This window comes from Novosphingobium sp. ERW19, from assembly GCF_012641315.1.
In the GTDB taxonomy this organism is placed as follows: Bacteria; Pseudomonadota; Alphaproteobacteria; order Sphingomonadales; family Sphingomonadaceae; genus Novosphingobium.
The window spans coordinates 181,121-203,431 of record NZ_JABAIC010000005.1 but is presented as its reverse complement, the minus strand read 5'-3'; the positions used below and the strand labels follow the sequence as shown (position 1 = coordinate 203,431).

Annotated in this window: 20 protein-coding genes and 1 tRNA gene; 6 read left to right on the top strand and 15 right to left on the bottom strand. The window is 65.0% G+C overall.

What is annotated here, in order from left to right; translation table 11 throughout:
- Positions 1 to 3: 3 nt before the first annotated feature.
- Positions 4 to 927 (top strand): chloramphenicol hydrolase, encoded by a 924-nt coding sequence (estDL136, locus tag HGI46_RS11860; RefSeq protein ID WP_168904342.1) that lies wholly within the window; start codon positions 4 to 6, stop codon positions 925 to 927.
- A 67-nt stretch (positions 928 to 994) separates the two neighbouring features.
- Here the strand turns inward: estDL136 and HGI46_RS11855 are convergent, their stop codons facing one another.
- Positions 995 to 2,965: an EAL domain-containing protein gene (locus HGI46_RS11855; protein WP_168904341.1), complete on the bottom strand. Its 1,971-nt coding sequence runs from the start codon at positions 2,963 to 2,965 to the stop codon at positions 995 to 997.
- Between the two features lie 251 nt (positions 2,966 to 3,216).
- Between HGI46_RS11855 and HGI46_RS11850 the strand changes: the two genes are divergently transcribed.
- On the top strand, positions 3,217 to 3,645 hold the full coding sequence (locus HGI46_RS11850) for a hypothetical protein (RefSeq protein ID WP_168904340.1): 429 nt from the start codon (positions 3,217 to 3,219) through the stop codon (positions 3,643 to 3,645).
- A 57-nt stretch (positions 3,646 to 3,702) separates the two neighbouring features.
- Here the strand turns inward: HGI46_RS11850 and HGI46_RS11845 are convergent, their stop codons facing one another.
- The 6 genes from HGI46_RS11845 to HGI46_RS11820 form a co-directional block, all read right to left on the bottom strand.
- Positions 3,703 to 4,446: a DUF3142 domain-containing protein gene (locus tag HGI46_RS11845; RefSeq protein WP_346766720.1), complete on the bottom strand. Its 744-nt coding sequence runs from the start codon at positions 4,444 to 4,446 to the stop codon at positions 3,703 to 3,705.
- Positions 4,416 to 6,548 carry a hypothetical protein gene (locus HGI46_RS11840; protein ID WP_168904339.1) on the bottom strand — a complete coding sequence of 711 codons (2,133 nt, stop codon included), beginning with the start codon at positions 6,546 to 6,548 and terminating at the stop codon, positions 4,416 to 4,418. Before HGI46_RS11840 ends, HGI46_RS11845 begins: the two co-directional genes overlap by 31 nt.
- A gap of 54 nt (positions 6,549 to 6,602) precedes the next feature.
- Positions 6,603 to 8,258 carry a choline dehydrogenase gene (locus HGI46_RS11835; protein ID WP_168904338.1) on the bottom strand — a complete coding sequence of 552 codons (1,656 nt, stop codon included), beginning with the start codon at positions 8,256 to 8,258 and terminating at the stop codon, positions 6,603 to 6,605.
- Positions 8,259 to 8,336: 78 nt separating this feature from the next.
- Positions 8,337 to 9,095 (bottom strand): glucose 1-dehydrogenase, encoded by a 759-nt coding sequence (locus tag HGI46_RS11830; protein ID WP_168904337.1) that lies wholly within the window; start codon positions 9,093 to 9,095, stop codon positions 8,337 to 8,339.
- A 23-nt stretch (positions 9,096 to 9,118) separates the two neighbouring features.
- Positions 9,119 to 9,622, bottom strand: a complete 504-nt coding sequence (locus tag HGI46_RS11825) for a nuclear transport factor 2 family protein (protein ID WP_168904336.1) — start codon at positions 9,620 to 9,622, stop codon at positions 9,119 to 9,121.
- Positions 9,623 to 9,809: 187 nt separating this feature from the next.
- On the bottom strand, positions 9,810 to 12,380 hold the full coding sequence (locus HGI46_RS11820) for a TonB-dependent receptor (RefSeq protein ID WP_240946720.1): 2,571 nt from the start codon (positions 12,378 to 12,380) through the stop codon (positions 9,810 to 9,812).
- A gap of 324 nt (positions 12,381 to 12,704) precedes the next feature.
- Here HGI46_RS11820 and HGI46_RS11815 point away from each other — a divergent pair, with 324 nt between their 5' ends.
- Positions 12,705 to 13,463, top strand: coding sequence for an SDR family oxidoreductase (locus HGI46_RS11815; protein WP_168904335.1), 759 nt, complete (start codon positions 12,705 to 12,707; stop codon positions 13,461 to 13,463).
- 5 nt (positions 13,464 to 13,468) lie between these two features.
- Entirely contained in the window at positions 13,469 to 14,764 is a 1,296-nt protein-coding gene (locus tag HGI46_RS11810) for an MFS transporter (RefSeq protein ID WP_168904334.1), read from the top strand.
- Here HGI46_RS11810 and HGI46_RS11805 read toward each other — a convergent pair.
- The 6 genes from HGI46_RS11805 to HGI46_RS11780 all read right to left on the bottom strand — a co-directional run bounded on the left by HGI46_RS11805 (position 14,761) and on the right by HGI46_RS11780 (position 18,921).
- Complete coding sequence (locus tag HGI46_RS11805) at positions 14,761 to 15,105, bottom strand: type II toxin-antitoxin system RelE/ParE family toxin (RefSeq protein WP_168904333.1); 345 nt, start codon at positions 15,103 to 15,105, stop codon at positions 14,761 to 14,763. The genes HGI46_RS11810 and HGI46_RS11805 overlap by 4 nt on opposite strands.
- Complete coding sequence (locus HGI46_RS11800) at positions 15,098 to 15,376, bottom strand: type II toxin-antitoxin system Phd/YefM family antitoxin (protein ID WP_168904332.1); 279 nt, start codon at positions 15,374 to 15,376, stop codon at positions 15,098 to 15,100. Before HGI46_RS11800 ends, HGI46_RS11805 begins: the two co-directional genes overlap by 8 nt.
- 63 nt (positions 15,377 to 15,439) lie before the next feature.
- A complete protein-coding gene (gene folE / locus HGI46_RS11795; RefSeq protein WP_118075329.1) occupies positions 15,440 to 16,015 on the bottom strand; it encodes a GTP cyclohydrolase I FolE in 576 nt (191 codons plus the stop codon).
- A gap of 4 nt (positions 16,016 to 16,019) precedes the next feature.
- Positions 16,020 to 17,498 (bottom strand): NAD(P)/FAD-dependent oxidoreductase, encoded by a 1,479-nt coding sequence (locus HGI46_RS11790; RefSeq protein WP_168904331.1) that lies wholly within the window; start codon positions 17,496 to 17,498, stop codon positions 16,020 to 16,022.
- A gap of 105 nt (positions 17,499 to 17,603) precedes the next feature.
- Positions 17,604 to 18,158: a nuclear transport factor 2 family protein gene (locus HGI46_RS11785; protein ID WP_346766719.1), complete on the bottom strand. Its 555-nt coding sequence runs from the start codon at positions 18,156 to 18,158 to the stop codon at positions 17,604 to 17,606.
- Complete coding sequence (locus HGI46_RS11780) at positions 18,151 to 18,921, bottom strand: SDR family oxidoreductase (protein ID WP_168904330.1); 771 nt, start codon at positions 18,919 to 18,921, stop codon at positions 18,151 to 18,153. The genes HGI46_RS11785 and HGI46_RS11780 overlap by 8 nt, the downstream gene beginning before the upstream one ends.
- Positions 18,922 to 19,096: 175 nt before the next feature.
- Between HGI46_RS11780 and HGI46_RS11775 the strand changes: the two genes are divergently transcribed.
- Positions 19,097 to 20,005, top strand: a complete 909-nt coding sequence (locus tag HGI46_RS11775; protein ID WP_168904329.1) for an SDR family NAD(P)-dependent oxidoreductase — start codon at positions 19,097 to 19,099, stop codon at positions 20,003 to 20,005.
- Positions 20,006 to 20,074: 69 nt separating this feature from the next.
- Here HGI46_RS11775 and HGI46_RS11770 read toward each other — a convergent pair whose 3' ends face one another.
- The gene (locus HGI46_RS11770) at positions 20,075 to 20,365 is read right to left on the bottom strand and encodes a DUF2218 domain-containing protein (RefSeq protein ID WP_168904328.1); all 291 of its coding nucleotides are present in this window, start codon (positions 20,363 to 20,365) and stop codon (positions 20,075 to 20,077) included.
- Positions 20,366 to 20,527: 162 nt separating this feature from the next.
- Here HGI46_RS11770 and HGI46_RS11765 point away from each other — a divergent pair.
- Positions 20,528 to 20,601 (top strand) — tRNA-Gly (locus HGI46_RS11765).
- 311 nt (positions 20,602 to 20,912) lie between these two features.
- Here the strand turns inward: HGI46_RS11765 and HGI46_RS11760 are convergent.
- Entirely contained in the window at positions 20,913 to 22,292 is a 1,380-nt protein-coding gene (locus HGI46_RS11760; RefSeq protein WP_168904327.1) for a nicotinate phosphoribosyltransferase, read from the bottom strand.
- Positions 22,293 to 22,311: the final 19 nt, after the last annotated feature.

The following is a 22,311-nucleotide window of genomic DNA, read 5'->3' as shown; positions in this document are numbered from 1 at the left end:
AGGATGACGCTCAATCCGCAGGTCGAGGCGCTGCTCGGCTTCTTCGCGCAGATGCCGCCGATCGACTACGAGACGATCACGCCCGAGGCCCTGCGCGAGGCGAACCGGCCGATGCAGATGGGCCCGCCACCCGCCGTTGCCGAGGTGCGCGACCTGACGCTGGACCTGCCCGGCCGCACCATCGCCGCGCGGCTCTACAAGCCCGAGGGCGCGGGCGAGAACGTCCCGCTGGTGCTGTTCTACCATGGCGGCGGCTGGGTGATCGGCTCGATCGAGACGCACGATGCCTCGGCGCGCGCCTTGGCCGTGGCGAGCGGCGCGGCGGTGCTGTCGGTCGACTACCGTCTCGCCCCGGAAACGCCCTTCCCCGGCCCGCTCGACGATTGCCACGACGCCCTGCTCTGGGCTGTGGACCATGCCGCAGACCTCGGCATCGACAAGGGCCGCCTCGCGGTGGCCGGTGACAGCGCGGGCGGCAACCTCGCCGCCGCCGTCGCTATACGCGCGCGCGATGCGGGCGGGCCAAAGCTGGCGCACCAGCTGCTGATCTACCCTGTCACCGACACCAACTTCGAGAACGGCTCCTACACCGAGAATGCCGAGGGATACTTCCTCACCACGCGCATGATGCAGTGGTTCTGGATGCACTACGTCGGCGATCATGGCGATCCCCACCCCGAGGCTGCTGTGCTGCGCCATGACAATCTCGCGGGGTTGCCGCCTGCCACGGTGCTGGTCGCGCAGTATGATCCCTTGCGCGATGAAGGGCTGGACTATGCCGAGGCGCTGAAGAAGGCAGGCGTTCCGGTCGAGACCGAACTCGCTCCCGGCATGATCCACGGCTTCTTCTCGATGTTCGAAGCTGTGCCCGATGCCATGCCCTATATCGAACGGGCCGGCGCACGGCTGAAGGCGGCCCTGGCCTAGACCCCGGGCACGGACGCAAGGTCGTGGGCCCCGGCCTGCGCCGGGGCGACGCTCCATTTCCCGGGGATCAACCGACGAAGCGCGCCGATGCCTTGAGCACGGTACGCTCCGAGCGCTCCCACGCGGCGATGAAATCGGGCAGGGGCATCGGCTTGCCGAACAGGTAGCCCTGCAGCTTGTGGCATCCGGCCTGCCGCAGCAGCTGCGCCTGCTCCTCGGTTTCCACGCCTTCGGCGATCACCCGCATGTCCAGCCCACAGGCGAGCATGATCGCCCCGGTCACAAGCATCGCGCCCTTGCTCCCCGGTGCGAGGCCCTCAAGCAGCGACTTGTCGATCTTGATGTGGCTGAAGCCATAGCTGCGCAGGTAGTGGATGCTGGTGAAGCCGGTGCCGAAATCGTCGAGCGCGATCGACATGCCGCGCTGCTTGAACGTCTCCACCGCGCGCACCACGCGTTCGGGGTTTGAAAGCAAATAGCCTTCGGTAATCTCGAACTGCAGCCGCTCGGGGGGAAAGCGGGTCTGCTCCAGCACGTGGGCGACCTGCCGTTCGAAATGCGAATCCCGGAACTGCGCCGGGCTGACATTGACGCTGAGCCGCAAGTTCTCCAGCGGCCCGATGTCGCGGCAGGCGCGTTCCAGCACGAACATCCCGAGCGGGTGGATCTGGCCGGTGGCCTCGGCAGTCTCGATGAAATCGTCGGGCGGCAGCGGGCCTTCGGGGCGTCGGGGCCAGCGCAGCAGCGCTTCGACCGCAACGATCCGTCCTGTCTGGGCATCCACCTCGGGCTGGTAATAGACCTCGAACTCATCGCGGGCGAGGCCGCGACCGATCTGCGTTTCGACGGCCAGGCGATGTTTTCGGCCTTCATCGAACGCGGCATCATAGACGGCGACCTGGTTCTTGCCCGCCGTCTTGGCGTGGTACATCGCGGTGTCGGCGCGGCGCAGCAGTTCGCGCGGCGTGCCAGCCACATCCGTATTGGCAGCTACGCCGATGCTGGCACCCACCTGCAGCACGTGGCGTTCCACCAGTACCGGTAGCGAGATTTCCTCAAGGATCGTTGCGGCCAGGCGTTCCGCCTCAGCCTGCGCCTTGGGCATTTCCAGCAGCACCGCGAACTCGTCGCCGCCAACACGGGCCAGGCGGGCATGAGCGGGGCAATGCTGGCCAAGGCGCAGGCAGATGCTGCGGATCAGGGCATCGCCGGCCTGGTGGCCGTGCTCGTCGTTCACTTCCTTGAACCCATCGAGATCGATGAAGATCACCGCAAGGCTATCCGGCAGGGGATTGAGCCGCGCTTCCAGTCGATCAAGCCGCGTCAGAAGTTCGCGCCGGTTGGGCAGACCGCTGAGCGGATCGCTGAAGGCGATGCGCCGGTTTTCCTCGGAAAGCTTCTCGGTTTCGAGCTGGCGCGCGCGCAGGATGCTCTGCGACCGGATCAGTTCGGAAAACGAGATGTTGTAGCTGTGCGTGACAACAATCATGCCGATGCACACCAGCGTCAGCACGATAGACTGGCCGAGCAGCTGGCCGCCGTCGATCCACGAGAAGTAGAACACGAACGACAGCGTGCTGACCAGCGCGACGCGCATTGCGGCGGCGCGCAGAGTCATCAGGCAGAACACGCAGCTTACTTCGGTCAGGCCGAGGAAGAAGGTCAGGTTGCTGCGCGCATAGGCATCACCATCGGGATAGACCCAGATGCACCACGCTTCAAATGCCATGGTCATGATAATGGCAAGCCAGCAGGTGCGGCGCAGGCAGGCGGCGATATAGGCGTCGGAGTGCGTGCCGACAGAGCGCTGCTGCCACCACCAGATCCCGCGCCAGACGGCGACCGCACAGATGAACAGCGGGGTCAGGATGGTCTTGAAGGAATTGCCCGGATCAAAGAACGAAAACCCGATGGCAAGCGCGTTGCAGACCAGAATCGCATAGAGCAGCGGCATCTGGCTGGAGAACGAGCGGAACTGCGCCCGGGTCAGCTCCGGGTCGTCGGTTTCCAGCTTCAGGATGTTCGCAAAGGCCTGCATCCGGCGCGTTTTCCGCCCTAAGTCCTTGAATCTTGGTTAAGATGCGGATTTTAGGCAGAAAGCTTGAAGATGCGGGGTTAGCGGGGGCTGCGTAGGATTGCTTAGGCCGCACGGGATGCTGCAAATCCCTGTCTCTTTTGAGTGACACGCTGGCCGGGGAGGATCGGGAGCTATGGGGCGTTCCCAGTTAAAAACCGCCGTTCCGGAAACGACGCCATTGCGGACGTCTGGATTCAGGCTAACATTGCTTGATGAGCGACAGATCCGACCGACTTTTCAGCCGCGCTGAAGCAATTTTGGCCGGCAAGTCAAATGGCTTTGGAATGCCGATTTTGCAAATGCTTGCTCACAAGCGATACGGTCCTGCAATGCTTAGCCTTGCGGCTCGCAAGACGGATACGGGAAAGAGAGCAGACCTTGGGCGCTTCAGCGACGCGACCAGTCCAGCCGGTTTGATGTATCGCGCTTTCCAACAGGGCGAAGTCAACGCTGCCCAAAATCTCGCTCTCACACTCTTCTATGCAGGTGACCTTCCTGGATACCGTAAATGGCTGCGACGTGCTGCAAGGGGCGGCGACAAGGATGCTGCTAAAGAATTGAGCAGGTTCGAGGTGCGGAAACCTTACCCTCTTGCGCGGCGTATTAAGCGGATTCGCCCATTCCGGCGCGATGGCAGCTGACCACGCCAAACCAGCCATTCAGCCCGAACTGCGCCGCGTCCGAAACCAGACCTTCCCCTACCGCCGCTCTCGCGCCAGCAGGAACACCGCGTAGCCGCGGAACTGAGGGTGGGTCTCAAGTCCCGGTGGGGCTTGCCATTCGCCGCCTTCGACCAGCGCCACCCGGAAGGGAATTGGGAAATTTCCCAGTTTCGCGAACCAGGCTTCGTAGCCGGGGATGGTGGTGCGGGCCTGGTAAGTCTGGATCACCACTTCGTCGACCGTTCCGGCCAATTGGGCGAGCGCGTGGGGATCGCCATTGGCGCTCCAGTCCATCAGGCCGGTGATCGAGAGGCGCACGTCATCGGGCAGGCGCGCGCGCAGGTCCTTGAGGAACGCGGCGTAGCCTGACAGGCCCTTGGTCGCGGCATCGAAATCGACCTGCAGGCCCTCGACCGTGTTGCCCGCCGCGCGCCACTGCGCAAGATCGGCGAGGATTGCGGCGCGGGTGGCGTCGGTCCAGTCCAGCCGTTCGCTGCGCACCACCAGCCACAGCGTTCTCCCGGGAAGGCGCGGCGTGCCCATGCGCAAGGCATGGAGGCGGGCCGGGCCATCGCGCCGCACTTCGCCATCGAGCAGGTAAACGGTGGGCGCCTTGACCTCAGGCGCAGGATGGACGCCGGGCCAGACGAACACCGCCTCGGCCGTATCGGCGCGCACGCGCGGGACCTCAGGCTGACGCTCACAGGCGGCGAGCAGCAGCGAGGCCAGCAAAGTCAGCGCCCGCCGCTTCACCAGTAGAAGCGCAGTGCCTTGGCCCACTGGCTTTGCGGGTAGCGCTTCTTGAGCTCGTCGTACCAGCCCTTGCGCACCGCCAGCGGCACTTGTGCGGCTTCAAGTTCCGCCGTGGTCCGGGCAGGCCCCGCGCAGCCATTGTAGCCCGACGGCGCATAGCACCGCACCGCGCGGTAGAGCGCATAAGCGCGCAAGTCTGGCGCTGCCGCCTTGTCGGCGATGATCGCGGAGTAGATTGCGTCGCGATAGCTCGTCTTGCCGGGGAACAGGTCTGGCGCATTTCCGAGAACATTCGCGCCCTCGCCCGCCGTGTGCAAGGCAAAGCCATCAAAGCCGTTGAGCCGCCAGAAGTCACCGAGGCACAGGCGCGCGCGCTGGTCAGCCGGATTGCGGGCGAGTGTGGCAGCGGTCTGCGCGATGGCGGGACAGGCGAAGCCGTCCGACCATTGGCCCTTGGTGAACAGGCCCACTGGCACGCTCTGCTGGCTGGCAAAGCCCCACAACCCGCCATCGATCTTGGCATCGCCCGGAACCAGCGCCACGTCACGCGCGAAATCGCCGAATGCGCCGCGCGTCAGGTCCTTGTGGAGCAGCGAGAACCGCGCAACATCGCGCTCATGCCCGGATCGGGAGGCATCCCCCGCACTGGCGCGCAGGATCGCCGGACTGGCGATGGTCTGCAGCAGCACCTCGCGGATCGATTGCTCCTGCACCGGCGATCCGGGGGCGAAGACCTGATCGACCCGGCCATCCCTCTGCCAGCGCAGGGCAAGGCCAAGCTCGGCGAGCGGGCGCTGGTGGAAAGGGCTGGCCGCGCCGATCAGTTCGCGCCAGAACCCCGCCTCGTTGGGATCGCGCAAGGCAGAGAGCGCCTGCCCACGCACGATCTGGCGGCTGAAGGCCAGCGGCGTCATCCCCTTGGCCCGCGCCGCATCGGGCAGGATCGAGAGGATCGGCTTTACATTCTCGCCGGCGTAGGAAATCCGCGTTGCTTCCAGCAATCCGTAGACATCGGGGTAGGTCGCCAGCTGCGGCTTGTGCGCAGCAAGCTCTGCGGCAGACAGCCCCACAGTTGGCCCATCGTAGACCGGGCGCATCTTCTTCATGTCGGCCAGCGCCAGCAGCAGGGGCGCCTTGCCCTGCTTTGCCACGACCGCCGCCGCATCCTCGCGTTCAAGCAGCTTGCGGTCGATCTCCTCGACAAGATAGGCCGCCTCGACGCTGGAAGCCGGTGTTGCCTTGAGCAGCGCCTCATAGGTGGCAACCAGCGTATCAGTATCGCCGCCCATCCACGCAACACGCCGCTTCAGGCCTTGCGCGGAGTCTGCATAGCGGCCCTTGGGATAAGCAGCCAGATAGGCATCGATCGCCTTGGCCGCAGAAGTCAGCGCCGCGCGGTCAACTTTCTCCGGCCCGGCAAAATCGCCCCATTCGTCCAGCGAAGTTGCTGTGGCCCGGCGCAGACCGATGCGGATCGGCATGTAGCGCGCCGTCTCGGCAATCCACGGATTGCCCGACCTTGCCAGCGCGGCAAAGCCCGCTTCCGCTGCCGCATAGTCTGCCTTGTGGAAGGCATCGGCGGCTTTCAGGTAAGAGAGGAAGGCGCGGCCCTGCTGGCTGGAAATGCCCGCGTCGTTCCATTCGCCGTCATGGCAGCCCGCTATTGCGCGCAGCGTGGTCAGCGTGGCGCGTTCCGCCGCGGGCACGCCCTTGTCTGCCGCCAGCGCGTCTAGGAAATCGGCGATGCCACCTTGGGCCTCGGTGCACTTGCTCTCGTCGTACTCAGGCTCGGCCACCTCCGGCTCTGGCCACAGCGAAGCGCGCAGGCCTTCCCACGACAGGAACACCTTGCCGAACTGCGGATCGTTCACGTCGACCTTGGCCTCCGCCGGCAGGGCCGCGCCCGGCTGAATGCTGTGCATCAGCATGACCATGTTGATGCGCGTATCGTTGCCGGGGCTGATCAGCGCGCGCCCGGCGCAGTCATACTCCAATGCGCCCAGTTGCCAGCCAGGATAGCACGACGAATCCGCGCAGGCCCACAGCGCCGTGCCAACGCCAAGGCTTCCCAGCGCCACGGCGCCGGCGGTGGAAAGGACGGGATGCTTGGCAAACAGGCGCTTGATCATGCGAGGCAAGGTGGCCCAGCCGCTAACCGCTGCGCAATGGTCTTCATCACATTGTCACACGAACTCGGCCACTTTCGTCTCGGCCGGAGCGAGCGGTGGCCGCCCCCGGATCACGTCGGCGATCTTCTCGGCGATCATGATCGTCGGCGCATTGGTGTTGCCACCGATCAGCGTCGGCATGACCGAGGCATCGATCACCCGCAGGCCGTCGAGGCCGATGACCTTGCAGTCCTTGTCGACCACGGCCATCGGGTCTTCGCGCGTGCCCATCTTCGCGGTGCCGACGGGGTGGTAGATCGTCTCGCCCTTCGCCCGCACCCAGGCGTCGATGTCCGCATCCGACTGCACATGCGCGCCCGGCCAGATCTCTTCGCCGCGATAGGGAGTTAGCGCCTGCTGCCCTGCCACGTCGCGGGCGATGCGGATGCCTTCGCACACCACGCGGCGGTCTTCCTCGGCGGCAAGGAAGTTCGCCAGGATCGCAGGATCGGCGTAAGGATCGGCGCTGCTGAGCGAGACCTGCCCCCGGCTTTCCGGGCGCAACTGGCAGACGTGGATGGTAAAGCCATCGCGCTTGGCCTGGACCTTGGCATGTTCCTGCATGATCGCGATGACGAAGTGGATCTGCAGGTCGGGCCGGTCGAGATCGGGGCGCGACTTGAGGAAAGCGCCGGCCTCCAGCCCGTTCTGCCGCCCGGTGCCCTTGCCGCTCAGCAGATACTGCAGCCCGACCTTCAACTGCCGCAAGCCCTTGATCTCGTTGTAGAGGGAGATCGGCTGCGTGCAGGCCCAGTTGAGCGTGACGTCGAGGTGATCCTGCAGGTTCGCGCCCACGCCCTTCAGCGCATGGACCGGCGCAACGCCCTTCGCCTTCAGCGCCTCGGGATCGCCGATGCCGGACAGCTGGAGAATCTGCGGGCTCTGGAACGCGCCAGCGCAGAGCAGCACTTCGCGCCCTGCCAGCACGCTTTGCACCGGTTTTCCCTGACCAAGCGAATATTCCACGCCTACGGCGCGCCCGTTCTCCACCACGATGCGGTGGACCCGCGCGCCGGTGACGACCGAAAGGTTGCTGCGCGTGCCCGCAATCGGCGCGAGGTAGCCGCGCGCCGCGCTCCAGCGCTGGCCGTCGTGGATGGTCAACTGGTAGCGGCCGAAGCCTTCCTGATCCGCCCCGTTGAAATCGGGCGTAACCTTGTGACCCGCCTGACGCCCGGCCTCGATGATCCCGCGATAGAGCGGATGGTCCGAATTCTCGCCCCAGCTGACCTTCAGCGGCCCGCCTGCACCGTGGAAGGCATCGGCCCCGTCGCAGTTATCCTCGGCCTTCCGGAAATAGGGGAGAACGTCGGCCCAGGACCAGCCCTCCAGCCCCATCTGCCGCCACTGGTCATAATCGCGGGCGTGGCCGCGGATATAGACCATGCCGTTGATGGCCGAGGAACCGCCGAGGCCCTTACCACGGGGATGCCACATGCGGCGGTTGTCCATGTGCGGCTCCGGCTCCGACCAGAAGCCCCAGTTGTGCTTGCTCTTCTGCTTGATCAGCGTGCCCACGCCGGCCGGCATCCGCACCAGCACCGACGTGTTCGCGCCGCCTGCCTCAAGCAGCAGCACCCGCACCTGCGGATCTTCGGAAAGGCGGGCGGCGAGCACCGAGCCCGCGCTGCCCGCGCCGATCACGATAAAGTCGAAAGCGCCTTCGGCCATCATCCACCTGTCCCGATTCCGCATTCATTGCGGTTACTGAGACCGGGGGTAATTAATCGTACGGTTAAACGCAAGTGATCAGAAAGCGGTAGCTCCCCCGTCGACCACCATCGCATGGCCGGTGACGAAGCTTGCCGCGGGAGAGCACAGCCACACCACCGCCTCGGCGATTTCGCTCGCTTGTCCCATGCGGCCCATGGGCGTCATCCCGTCGATCAGCGCCTTCATTTCCGGGTTCTGCACCAACGGCGCGGTCATCGGCGTTTCGATCACGCCGGGACAAACGGCGTTGACGCGAATGCCGGCCTTGGCCCAGCGCAGCGCGCCGTGGCGGGCAAGGCCGACCACGCCGTGCTTGGCGGCGGTGTAGGCTGGCTGTCCGCCATTGCCGACAAGGCCATTGATCGACGCGGTGTTGACGATCGCCCCGCCGCCGCGCTCAAGCATCACCGCCGCTTCCTCGCGCATGCAGCGCATCACGCCGGAAAGGTTGATCGCGATATCGCGCTCCCAGATCGCGTCGTCGTACTGGTCGTCGGTAATGCGGTTGATCCCGGCATTGTTGAACGCACAGTCGAGCCCGCCGAACGTTGCGACCGTGGCCGCGACCATCGCCTTGACTTCGCCCGCGTTGCTCACGTCGCAGCGCACGAACGCGGCCTTGCCGCCTGCGGCCTCGATCAAAGCTACTGTCTCGGCACCGCCTGCCTCGTTCACGTCGCTGACCATGACGCTCGCGCCGGAACGCGCGAATGCTTCTGCCGCCGCACGGCCGATGCCGCCGCCCGCGCCCGTGACGAGTGCCACCTTGCCATCAAGGCCGTAATTGATTGCCATGTCTGGATTTCCCTTTCGAAGGTTCAGGCTGCCGGCGGCTCGGCCAGCGCGATCACCGTCACGCTGCCGTCCTCAGCCACCTGTTCGGTCAGCATCGAGGTCACGCGGCTGACCGTCTCGACGATCCACCAGCGCCCGTCGCGCTTTTCGTAAACGTCGTCGTATTCCACCGCGAGGCGGACGACCTGACGCGGCCCGGTCAGGATCGTGCGGAAGTTGAGCGACCACTGCCCCCTCGCCCGCGTGTCGCTTTCCAGGTCGATCTGCCAGTTGGTGGCGTGGTGGATGTCATAGACGCCCCCGTTGCAAGCCATCTGCTGATAGATGGCGACGAAGGCATCACGATCGTCAAACTCGGGGAAGTTCTCATAGGCGATGCAGATCTTGCCTGGCGCAAAGCAATCGCGCACGTCTTCAACCTGCTTGAGATCGCAGGCCCGCAGGTAGCGCGCCTTCAGCGCCCGGATCGCTTCTTTGTCCTCAAGCGCGCCCAGCCGGCGGGCAAGGTCTTCAAGGCTGGTCGTCATCGCGGCTCTCCCGGGCACAACTTGCATGATTCGGTTTGGGGAAAGGTATAGAGATACGCATTCCTTTGTGAAAGATGCGTTTTGACTATCTGAACGCGTAATAACGGAAAAGCCCCGCCCCTGCGTTTGCAGAAGCGGGGCTACCCAAGGATGGTGCCAGAGGCGGCAGGCCCATCCTCCCCAAAGATCAGAACCTCACGCCCACCGTCACACCATAGGTGCGCGGATCGGCGTAGTAGCCGCCGCCATAGCCGAGCTGGCCGAAGTCGATCGCGCGGACTAGGTTGTGCTCGTCGGTCAGGTTCTTGACCCAGAAGCGCACCGCCGCCTCGCTCCCGGCCAGCGGAATGCGATCGATCGCGACTTGTGCGTCGACAATGTTGCGGTTGTCGCCCTTCAGCACCTCGTTGAACGGCGAGGACAGCACATTCGAGAAGCTGTACTTGCCGTCCTCGTAGGCATAGCTGACGCGGCCGGTCAGGCGCATGCCGTTGTCCGAAAGCGGGAACTGCGCGTTCATTGCGACATTTGCGGTGAACGGCGAGGTGTAGCCCGGCGTGGCATACGCCGCGATGTTGACCAGCGGCTGACCTGCAGCGACCGGAAGCCCGGCGAGGAACTCCTTGTACTTGATGTCGACGTAACCGGCGTTCGCCTCGAAGGTGAAGTTGTCGGTCAGCACGGCCATCAGCTCGGCCTCGATGCCGGTGTAGGTGACCTTGCCGGCGTTCGTCACCTTGGTGGCGAAGGTCCCCGGAGCCAGGTTGGTGATCGGCACAGCGATCGCCAGATCCTTGTACTCGTTGTAGTACCCGGCGAGGTTGAAGCGGACCTTGCGGTCGAACAGTTCCGACTTCAGGCCCACTTCGTAGCTGGTCACGTTCTCCGGCTTGAACGAGGGCAGCACGCCCGCCACTGCCGGGTCCTGCGCGTTGAAGCCGCCCGAACGATAACCGGTGGCGATCCGGGCATAGACGTTGATCTGGTCCGACAGGTCATAACCCAGCATCAGGTTCCAGGTGAACTTGCTGTAGCTGGCGCGGCCCTGCTCGGGCGTGGCAAGCGGGGCGGTGCCGTTCTGGCGGCGCACCATCGACTTGGTATCCCAGGTGTAGCGACCGCCCGCCGTCAGCCGCAGCCCGCTGTCCTTGCCGCCGGGGTAGAACGTCGCCTGCCCATAGACCGCAGTGCTCTCGGCCGTCGCGGTGTAATCGAGCACCGACAGCGTCTGCACCAGACGGTAGCGCGCCGGGTTGGCGGCGACGAACGAAGGGCCGAGCGGGCCGAAGTTGCCGAGGAAGATCGAGTTGGTATCAAGCACGAAGCCGCTGTTCTGCGGGTTGTACTCCGAACCCTTTTCCCAGAAATAGAAGCCGCCGAGCACCCAGTCGAGGCTGTCGCTCTCGTTGCCGATTTCCACTTCCTGGCTGAACTGCTTGTGGCGGCGCTTGTTGTTGGTGTCGAACAGGTTCTGCTGCACGGTCGGCACCGGCGATGCCGCAATGAACGGACGGAAGTTTGCCGGGATCGACGGAATGAACTGGAGCAGGCTTGCCGGCATGCCGTTGAACAGCGACGCCTGCGTGAAGCGCGGCGCGGTGAAGGCCCCTATGCCGTCAAGGTCGGTGACGCTGTCGTTGTTCCAGAAGCGGTAGCCGGTGGTCGACTTCAGGTGGAATACGCCGAAGTCGTTCTGGACCTGCACGTTGTGGCCCCAGGCCTTGTCGGTCGAACGGCTGTTGATGTCATTGCACACCGTACGGCGCCAGTCACGCGTGGGGGTGGCAAGCGCGGCACAGCGCGGATCAAGGAAGTTCACGGTGTTGAGGAACGGCGCGACCGGGGCCTGCTGCGTCACCACAACCGGCACGCCGCCTACCACTTCGGGCGGGCGCACGGCTCCGCTGGCGGCATTGGTCAGCTGGAAATTGATCGGCGAAGCATCGATTTTGCTCCAGTCGAAGATGTACTGGATTGACCCCGTGCCACCGATATCGGCCTTGGCCGCGACGCGGAAGGAATCGCCCTTGCGCGCGCCGGGATCGCGCGCATCGTCGGGCTCGTTGAGGTTGTCGACTGTGCCGTTACGCTGGCGGTGGCTGTAGGTGAAGCTGGTCGAGATGCCGGCGATCTCGCCCGGATCGAGCGTGATCTTGCCGTTGAAGGCGTTGTAGTTGCCGTAACCGGCCTCGGCGTTCAGCTTGAAAGTCTTGGACGGCGCGCGCGAGATGAAGGCGATGCCGCCGCCCGTGGTGTTGCGGCCGAACAGCGTGCCCTGGGGCCCACGCAGCACTTCGACGCGCGCCACGTCGATCACGTCAAGCGCGCTGCCGCCCGAGCGGGCGATGAACACGCCATCGACGTAAAGGCCATTCGCGGTGTCGAGGCCGAAGGTCTCGGTCGCGGGGGTGGGAATGCCACGGATGGAGATGACAGCGGCGTTGGCGTTGGTGGTGCCCTGAACGATGGTCACGTTGGGAGCAAGGCCCGAAAGGTCCTTGGCGTCGCGGATGCCCAGCTTCTCGACCTTGTCGGCGCTGATCGCGCTGATCGCCAGCGGCACGTCCTGCAGGTTCTGCTCGACCTTCTGCGCGGTGACGACGATCTGCTCGAGCTGGCCCTGCCCGTCGACTGCCTGATCGCCAGCGGTCTGCGCCTGTTCCTCGGCTGCGTAGGCAGCGGAACCCAGAGTCATCGTCGCGAGGCTGGCGCCGAGCATGAGCCGCACAGACAGCCGCGCGCAAGTGGTGACCTTCATTCTTACTCCCCTCGAAACCGTTGTTGGCGCGGAAAATAGCTAATGCGTAGAATTTAGCAAGTCGAAATACGCAATCATGCCATATGGCTTAGAATTGCGCCACTTGTAAGAGATATGAGGCCGGTCATTCGCGCAAAAACGCAGTACGCCGATGCGCCACAAGGAAGCCTTGTCAGCGGCAGCCGCGAATCGAAAAACTGGTCCTATGCGGAGTTGAAAGCCGGAAATATCCCACGTTGCACGATTATATTTCCGGTGATATGCAGGTTTGCATAATTCTCGCGGCAATATGATCCGCAAATCGGCAATACGGGAGATTCTGGAATGAAGGGCCTCAAGGGCAAGGTCGGCATCGTTGCCGGCGGCGGGCGCGGCATTGGCGCGGCAACCGCACGGCGCCTCGCCGAGGAAGGCGCCCACGTCGTCGTCGGTGACCTCATGGGCGACTGGGCCCGCGAAGTGGCGGAAAGCATCCGTTCCACGGGCGGCACCGCCACCGGCATCGAGCTTGACGGCACGAAGGCGGATTCACAAGCCGCTATCGTCGCCTGCGCGGTCGAGACCTACGGTGGGCTCGACTTTTACCATTCTAACCTCGCCGGCGGCACCGGGGGCGACAACGACATCCTCGATTGCCCGGAGGAGGTGCTCGACCTCAGCTTCGCCATCAACACCAAGAGCCACTTCCTCGCCACGCAGGCCGCGCTTCCGAAGATGCTCGAACGCGGCGGCGGCGCAATGATCTACACCTCCTCGGGTGCGGCATCGGGCGGCGCTCCATGGCAGGTCGCCTATCCGATGACCAAGAACGCAATCCACGCGCTCGCCCGCCACGTTGCCGCAAAGTTCGGCAAGAAGGGCGTGCGCGCCAACGTGATCTGCCCCGGCCTCGTCCTCACCGAAGCGGTCAAGCAGCACCTGACCGACGAGTATGTCGAGCGTGGCCTTGCCGCCGTGCCGCACCTCCGCCTCGGCCAGCCCGAAGACATCGCCGCCGCCGTGACCTTCCTCGCCTCCGATGACGGCGCTTGGGTCAACGGTCAGGTCTGGCATGTCAACGGCGGCGCGCAGATGCGGGATTGAGCCGCATGGCCGCGACCATGCCGGCAGGCGCCGCCGCCACCCTGTCCACCAGCGGCAAGCCGCTGACCAACCGCTGGCTGGCGCTCACGCTGCTGGTCATGGTCGCGGTGCTCAACTATGCCGACCGCTTCCTGATCCCCGGCCTTGCCCAGCCAATCAAGGCGCACTTCGGCATAAGTGACACGGTGATGGGTGCGCTGATGGGCCCGGCCTTTGCGCTGCTCTACAGCGTCTTCACCCTGCCCATCGCCCGCGCCGCCGACCGCCGCTCGCGCGTGATGATCATTGCGCTCGGTTGCGGTTTCTGGAGCTTCTTCACCCTCCTGTCGGGCCTTGCCACCAGCGCCGAAATGCTGGCTCTGGCCCGCGTCGGCGTCGGCATCGGCGAGGCCGCCTACCAGGCCCCTGCCGCCGCCCTGATCGCGGCCTACTTTCCGGCCAACGAACGCGGGCGCGCCTTTGCCCTGCTCGGCACGGCAATCTATGTCGGCCAGATGGCCGGCCTTGCTGGTGGGCCTGCCATTGCCGCCGCCTCGTCCTGGCAGACCGCCTTCCACGCCCTGGGCATCGTCGGCATCGTCATCGCTATCGCCACATGGCTGCTGGTGCGCGAACCGGCGCGCGACCGCGTTGACGCCGCCACCCCCGCGCTCCCCCTCAAGGACACGATGCGCCTGCTGATCGGCACGCCGTCAGTCATGCTGCTGGCCACGGTGATGGCGCTGGGTTCGCTTTCGGGCGTGACCTTCGGCATGTGGGGGCCTGCCCTGTTCGAGCGCGCCTATGGCCTGTCGACGCAAGCCGCCGGTGCCACGTTCGCGCTGTCGTTCGGGCTGCCCGGCCTTCTGGGCGTGCTCGGCTTTGGCTTCCTCTCGGACAAGCTCGGCAAGGGCGATGCCACCGTCCAGCTCCGCCTTACCGCGCTTGCATTGGGCGGTGCAACGACGACCATCCTGCTTGTCACCTGGAGCGACAGCCTGACCATTGCCCGGTTGCTCGCGGTGCCCTCGGGCCTACTCGGTGGCGGTTGGTCGGTCGGCGTGCTCGCTGGCCTGCAATACATCCTGCCCAACGCCCACCGCGCCACCGGCACCGCGCTGGTCCTGCTGATCTCGAGCATGTTCGCCAACGTCCTCGGTCCGGTCCTTGCCGGCCAACTGTCCGACTGGATCGCCGGAGCCGGCCCGCACGGGTTGCGCATCGGCCTCTCGGTAGCCATCCCCACGGGCTACATCGGCGTCTGGGCCGCCCTGCGCGCCATGCGCTCGCTGGAGCGGGACAAGGCGGCGCTGGCGGGTTAGCGCCGCAGTGCAAGCAGGCGGCGCTGCAACAGGGTCGAGAAGTCGCGCCGCCCGTCTGCGACGATGGCAACCGTCACAATGTCACCCTCAAGGTGGTAAACCACGCGATAGGGGGCATGAAGCACCTGTCGCCAGCGCTTGTCGCCCAGATCGACCAACTCGGGCACTTGCGGCCCGCGCTCCGGATAGTCCGCCAAGCCGTCGACCGTCGCAAGAATCTCCGCGATCAACGCGCGTGCGCCGTCCCACCCTTCGGGCCCTCGCTGCGCCAGACGCTGCTCGAAAATCTGCCTGAGATCGACCCGCGCCTGTTCGGTATAGCGGATCTTCACCTCAGGCATCAGTTGGCCGCTCACCCGTGATGAGGTCAAGCATCCCTTCGGCGGGATGGACGCGGCCCGCCTCCATGTCCTCCTTCGCCAGCGCCAGCAGCTTCAGCAGCGCCAGCGTCTCCTGCATCCGGTAGTAGCTTGCCGCATCCTGCAGCACGGCCTTGGCCTCGCCGTTCTGGGTTATCACCAGCGGCTCGGCACCCTCGTTCAGTTCGCGCAGCACCTCCGCGGCGTTGGCCTTCAGGTAGCTGATCGGCTTGATGCGGCTTTCCAGGCCCATGACACGGCTCCATCCATATTCGGACCGAATGTAGTCCGAATATGGATGGCCAGCAAGCCGCTCTCAATATCCCATCAGGCTCAGCACTTCCTTGCGGCTGCGGTTGTCCTCGAGGAAGGTGCCCATCATCCGGCTCGTCACCATGCCCACGCCAGGGGTGCGCACGCCGCGGCCGGTCATGCAGCCGTGCTGCGCCTCGATCACCACCGCCACGCCGTGCGGACGCAGGTTGTCCCAGATGCACTGCGCCACTTGCGCGGTCAGCCGCTCCTGGATCTGCAGCCGCCGCGCATAGGCGTGAAGCACACGGGCGAGCTTCGATATGCCCACCACCTTGTCACGCGGCAGGTAGGCGATGGCTGCCTTGCCGATGATCGGGGCCATGTGGTGTTCGCAGTGGCTCTGGAACGGGATGTCCTTCAGCAGCACGATATCGTTGTAGCCACCCACTTCCTCGAACTGACGCGCAAGGTGCGCCGCCGGGTCTTCGGCATAGCCCTGGCAATATTCGCGCCACGCCCGCGCCACGCGCTTTGGCGTATCGAGCAAGCCTTCGCGGGCGGGGTCATCCCCCGCCCAGCGGATCAGCGTGGCAATCGCCTGCTCTACCTCGGCAGGTACCTGCGGTTTCTTTCCCATCGCCTCAGGCCGCGAACGCGAACTCTTCGGCCACCGGCTTGGCCATGGCATTGGCGAAGTCGTGGTAGCCCCACGGCCAGGTGGCGGGAATGCCGGTCTTGTCGAGATACCAGCTGGTGCAGCCCGATCCGAAGATCGTCTTCTTCGCCGCCGCGATGCGCCGCGCCTCATAGGCTTCGTATGCCGCTGTCAGCGGCTCCACCGTGCGCGCCTCGCCGCTGCGGACGGGCTCGAGCAGCTGTTCGATGTACTCCCACTGCCGCTCGGCAATGTCGATCAGCGGGAAGTTGCCGACCGGCGCCCCCGGACCGTTGAGCATGAAGAAATTGGGGAAATCGGGCATCGCGATGGCGTAGTGCGCGGTCGGCCGCGTCGCCCAGAATTCGTCGAGCGAACGCCCCTCACGGCCTGTCACTACCGCCGGGCGAATGAAGCTGTCGGCGCGGAAGCCGGTCGCCAGCACCAGCACGTCAAGCTCATGCAGCGTACCGTCCTTCATCAGCACGCCTTCCGGTACGATCCGCTCGATCGCACCCACTTCCACCGAAACGCCGGGGCTCTGCACGCACTCGTAGTATTCCCACGAGTAGATCAGGCGCTTGCACGCGGCGTGGTAATCGGGCCGCAGCTTCTCGCGCAAGATCGGGTCGCGCACGCTCTGCTCCAGGTTCTGGCGGCAGTATCCCTCGATCTCCTGCATCTGCGGGCTGGTGAAGTCGGTCACGCCCTCGGTAAAGCGATAGACCGCCTCCCAGTACTGCGGATCGTTGCGGATCGCCTCGATCAGCGAAGGATCGGCGGCAAAGGCGGCGCGCTGTTCGGCGGTGTATTCGAACTGCACCACCGGCATGATCCATTGCGGCGAGCGCTGGAAGTGCACCAGCTTTGCAGCGCGGCTGCTCAGCGCGTTGACGATCTGGATTCCGGTCGATCCGCAACCGATCACGCCGACGCGCGCCCCGTCGAGCACGGCGCTGTCATCCCAGCGCGCGGAATGGAACGCCTTGCCGGCAAACGTCTCCAGCCCCGGCAGGTCGGGCATCTTCGGGTGATGCAGCACACCAGTGGCCACGATCACCACGTCCGCCTCGTAGGTCGAACCATCGACGATGCCGAGCGTCCACACTTTCGTTGCATCGTCGAAAGTGCACGACGTCACCTCGCTGTTGAACCGGATATGCGGCATCACGCCGAAGCGCTCGGCCACGCCCTTGAAGTAGGCGTGGATCTCGGGCCCGGTGGCGTAGTAGGCGCTCCAGTCCGGGTTCAGGGCAAAGCTGTAGCTGTAGGCGTGCGACGGGGTGTCGCAGGTCAGGCCCGGATAGCGGTTGTCGCGCCAGGTCCCGCCCAGTTCCGCGCCCTTCTCGAACACTGCGAAATCGGCATCGCCGCGCTGCAGCAGCTTGATCGCCGCCATCACGCCGGACATCCCGGCACCAATCACCGCATAGCGCAGCCGCGCCTTCCCACCCGTCTCGCTCATTCTCTTCCCATTCTCGTGAGTGCTTGTTTCGTGCCCGCCAGATCGCCCAGCCCTGCGCCGGCGTCATCACCCAAACGTATTATGCGTATCGGAAGCCGCCATTGATTACGCATCCGTTCGCGCAAACAGCGTAAGCCGTGCATGGACCGGATCGTCCGCCCCGGCCCGCCCGGTGCCCACGCCGTCACTGCCGAAATCATCGCCCTGCGCGGCAGGCAAGTCCTCGGCATGGTCGAGGATGAACGAGCGCCGGGCAAACCGCCACACCCCACTGCGCTGCTCGTAATGGTCGGCATAGCGTCCCCACGCCACGAACTGCCGCTCGCCGTCCAGCGTCAAGTGCCAGGCGCGCGCGGTGATCTCCCCCTGGGCGCGGGTGCCATCCACCGCGAACAGCGCCGACAGCGCGGTGTGCATCGTCGCCTTCCAGTTCGCCATCATGCCCGGCAGCCACGCGATATAGCCATCGACCGGCCCACAATAATACGGCGTGTGATCGTCCACCGCGTCGTCATGGTAGAGCGTGCGCAGGAGTTCCCAGTCGCGCCGGTCGATGCAGTGGCCATAAGCGGTGACGAGATGGCGCAGCGCCTCACGCGTTGCCATCTCGTCCACTCCGATCGGACGCGGCGCCAGCGCCCGCGCGCCAGCCTCAGACACCGAAGCCGCCGCCGACCGAGATCGTCTGCCCGGTCACGTAGTTGCCCCGCGATGATGCGAAATAGACCGCGGCCTGTCCGATGTCCTGCGGCGTGCCCCAGCGCTTCAGCGGCAGCATCGCCTTTACCGCCGCTTCCCATTCCGGGGTAAAGGTGCCCGCCTCCTGCCCGATCTTGAACTGCCCGGCATCGATCACGCCAACCAGGATGGAGTTGGCGCGAATCTCGTGAAAGCCCTCCTCCTTGGCAATGCCCTTGATCAGCGCCTCGTTACAGGCCTTGGGCGCCACCGACAGGCCATCGAGCTTGGGCCACCAATCGTGCCCGGCCGAGCCGAGATGGACGAAGCTGCCGCCACCGCTTGCCCGCATGTGCGGCAGCGCGGCGTGGACGGCGTTGTTGAAACCGAACGCCTCGATCTCCATCGACGTGCGGAACATTTCCTCGGTCCAGTCGGCAATCGCCACCTGCGGCACCACCGGCCCTGCTCCCCACACCACCGTATGCACCCGGCCATGCTGCTCGACCGCATCCGCCAGCGCTGCCTGCACCTGCCCGCGGTCGCGCACGTCGGCGCGGTGGATCGTCGCCTTCCGCCCGAGGGCGGCGATCTCGTCTGCCACCGCGCGGGCCACGTCCTCTTTCGAGCGATAGACCACCGCTACATCGCTGCCCTCGCGCGCGAATTCCAGCGCCACGCCGCGGCCGATGCCGCCGCTGCCGCCGAACACGATCGTCGCTCCGGCCGGAAAAATCTCGCCCATACTCTCTCCCGTTTTCACTTCGCGCTGCACACGCATTATTCCGTTACGCATTTTGTGCATGGTATCGCGGCTGCGGTCAATCATGCGCATTGCAAGCGCATTGCCGGTGGCGCTTGCCCTTGCCGCGCGGTTTTTGTAAGTAACACTAACAATATCATGCAGAGGAGCCGCACAGGTGCAAGACTTCAACGATCAGATCGCGTTCATCACCGGCGGCGCTTCGGGCGCGGGGCTGGGGCAGGCGCAGGTCTTCGGCCGCGCAGGGGCGAAGGTCGTCATCGCCGATATCCGCGCCGAAGCGGTGGAACAGGCCGTCGCCGCCCTCACCGCCGAGGGCATTGCCGCCCACGGCCTGGTGCTCGACATCATGGACCGCGCTGCCTATGCCCGCGCCGCTGACGAGGTCGAAGCCGTGTTCGGCGCCGCGCCCACGCTCCTGTTCAACACCGCCGGCGTCAACAGCTTCGGCCCGGTCGAGAATACTTCTTACGACGATTTCGACTGGATCATCGGCGTCAATCTGGGCGGTGTGATCAACGGCATGGTCACCTTCGTGCCGCGCATGATCAAGAGCGGCAGGCCCGGCCACATCGTCACCACCTCGTCCTTGGGCGGCCTGATGGGCAGCGCTCTTGCCGCGCCGTACTCGGCGGCAAAGGCTGCAGTGATCAACCTGATGGAAAGCTACCGTCAGGGCCTCGAAAAGCACGGCATCGGCGTATCGGTGCTGTGCCCGGCCAACATCAAGTCCAACATCGCCGAAGCCAGCCGCCTGCGCCCCGCCCAATTCGGCCAGAGCGGCTACGTCGAGAACGAGGACTCGATCGCCTCGCTCCACTCGATCCACCAGCACGGCATGGACCCGGTCGAACTTGCCGAACACGTCAAGCGCGCGATCGAGGCCAACCAGCTCTACGTGATCCCCTATCCCGAAGCCAAGGACGGTCTGCGCGCCCACTTCGACCAGATCGTGGAATCCGTTCTCCCCCTTGAAGCCGACCCCGAAGGCGCCCGGCTACGCACCGAAGCCCTGCAGAACTGGGCCGCCGACCGCGCCCGGGTGTTCATGGAAAGGCAGGAGTGACCGGGCAGCTCGAACCTCGAGGCCCCGTTTCCTTGAAAGGAAGCGCGGGGCTGTTCGCGCTTTGAGGCATCAGTCCATCGGCTGCCAGTCGAACGTCAATTCGCCTTCACGGTGGGCGAACCGATTCAAGTGATCGGCGACCACCTGCTGCATCCGCGAGAGATCGCCTTCCCCCGTGATCGTGCAGGTTACCTCGAGGGCCGCATCATCGGCCTTCAAGTCTACTGGCCCGAACGGCAGAGCCACGCGCCCCTGGGTAGGATCGAAAGAGACTTCGAACTTGTGGCCCCAATGCTTGCAGAGTTGCTGCAAGTAGCGGCTGGCGTTTGCGGTTGGGACGGTGGCGCGGCTGGAGGGCATGATGACTCGCTTTTCAAGACTGTTTTCAGTGCATCTAAGATATATCTTTATAGTGCGGTGTCAACCGCCGGTGTGAATTGATGCATGATCCGAGGTTGACGAGATCGCCAAGTCCGTGGCAAGCGCGCCTGCACCACCGGCCAATCAGGCCTGCTGGCCCGAGCGGGTATAGCTTAGTGGTAAAGCTCCAGCCTTCCAAGCTGGCTATGCGGGTTCGATTCCCGCTACCCGCTCCATTTTACATTGCACCCACATGCGCCGACGTCAGCGAAAATCCTGAACTACAGGAGGATGTTCGCGCCTGCTGGCCACTGGCGTTCGCGGCTATCCAGCCGCAGCGAGGTAAATTGAGGTTTTTGGGGCGTATGCTCCGTCAAGTCTATCCGGTTGAGGGCAAAGCCAAAGTTTGCGCTGCTGTCGAACGACTGCTGGATCCGGCAAAAACGCATCATCGCGTATCAGCAGCGGCCTTACGTCCAACGCTTGCAGATAGCATTCAACAGCCCATTCTGAATGGAGCGACAGGTCCTGCCGCTCCATTACTCCTTCAAACCGCCCTCACCCGCAGTTCGTCAAAGCTGTGGCGCACCAGCAAAGTCCCATTCCGCCAGACCGGGCGGAGCAGGTTGGCGGCGTCAGCCACTTGCTCCATCCGCCGCGCCACCATGCGGCCTGTTTCGAGCACCACAGCCTGTCGTCCCGCCTTGCTTGCCTTGCCTGGGTCGGTGGCTGGCGCCTTGGCCACATCATGCCAAACACCGGCGGCATCAAGCATAGCGTTGGCCTTCATCGCAAAGCGCAAGGTGTCGCGGTTGACCTGCTGGAGCAGGCCACCACCCATGCCGAAGGCGATGTTGTCGATGGCGAAGCCTTCCTCGATCAGCCGATCGATCAGACGGGCAATCGTGGCAGGCGTCATGCCATCGCCCTGGATCACGCGGACGTGGGGATCGAGCACGCGATAGCCCTTGGCGTTGACCGTGCCGCCGAAGGCCTCCCACAAGGTCTTGACTGCCCGCACCGGGGTTTCCACCGGGTCGCCACTGTCGGGCCGGACGACGAGCGTGCCCTTGCGCGCCAGCACCTTGTCGCGCAGGCTCCCGCCCCAGATTCCAGTCAGCGCCGCATCGAGGTCGTAGCTGTCCGAGACCACGGCGACGACCTTGCCTTCACCCTCGAAGGCGTCGAGCATGTTGGCATAGGCCGCTTCCTCGCGCTCGCGCCCCCAGCTGGTCATCGTGCTGTGCTCGGCCGCCGGGATCGAGAAGCCGGCCATGTCCGCGCCGTAGTAGCGACGGGCGGCGATCAGCCCTTCCATGGTGTCGGTGCCCATGAAGTTGACAAGGTGGGCCATCCCGCCAAGGCCTGCACTCTCGCCGCTGCTGGTGCCGCGGGCGCCGAAGTCGTGCAGCTTGAATGGAAGCTGGCCGTCCACATCCTCGCTGGTCTTCTCGAGGCCCGCGCGGATGATCAGCCGGCACTGGCGGCTGAGCGTGGCGACTGTGGTCGGATACCAGATGGCGCGGAGCAGCGCGGTCTCGATGAAGGTCGCGAGCCATGGCAGGCGTGGGTCCGTCGTCTCGACCTGCACCATGGGCACGCCGGTCGGCACGATCATGCCTTCAGGCAGTGCGCGGATCTCGATTGGCAGGTAGCCGCCATGTTCGTCGAGCACGATCTGCCAGCCCTTGCGATTGAAGGGCACGCCATGCGCGGTGCAGACTGCCTCGGCCTCGTCGATGTCAGCCTGGGTGATCGGCCGCCCGAGATAGTCCATGAGGTAGGGCTGCAGGCCCATGAACAGCACTTCGTCGGCAAAGTCGTTGGGCCGCGCCTCGATATAGGCGCTGATCGCGCGGGTCTCGGGCGGGTACTGCAGGAAGTGGCTGTGCTTGTAGCTGTCGGTTGCCAGGATCAGGTTGGTCATGATGTGAACTCCTCACATT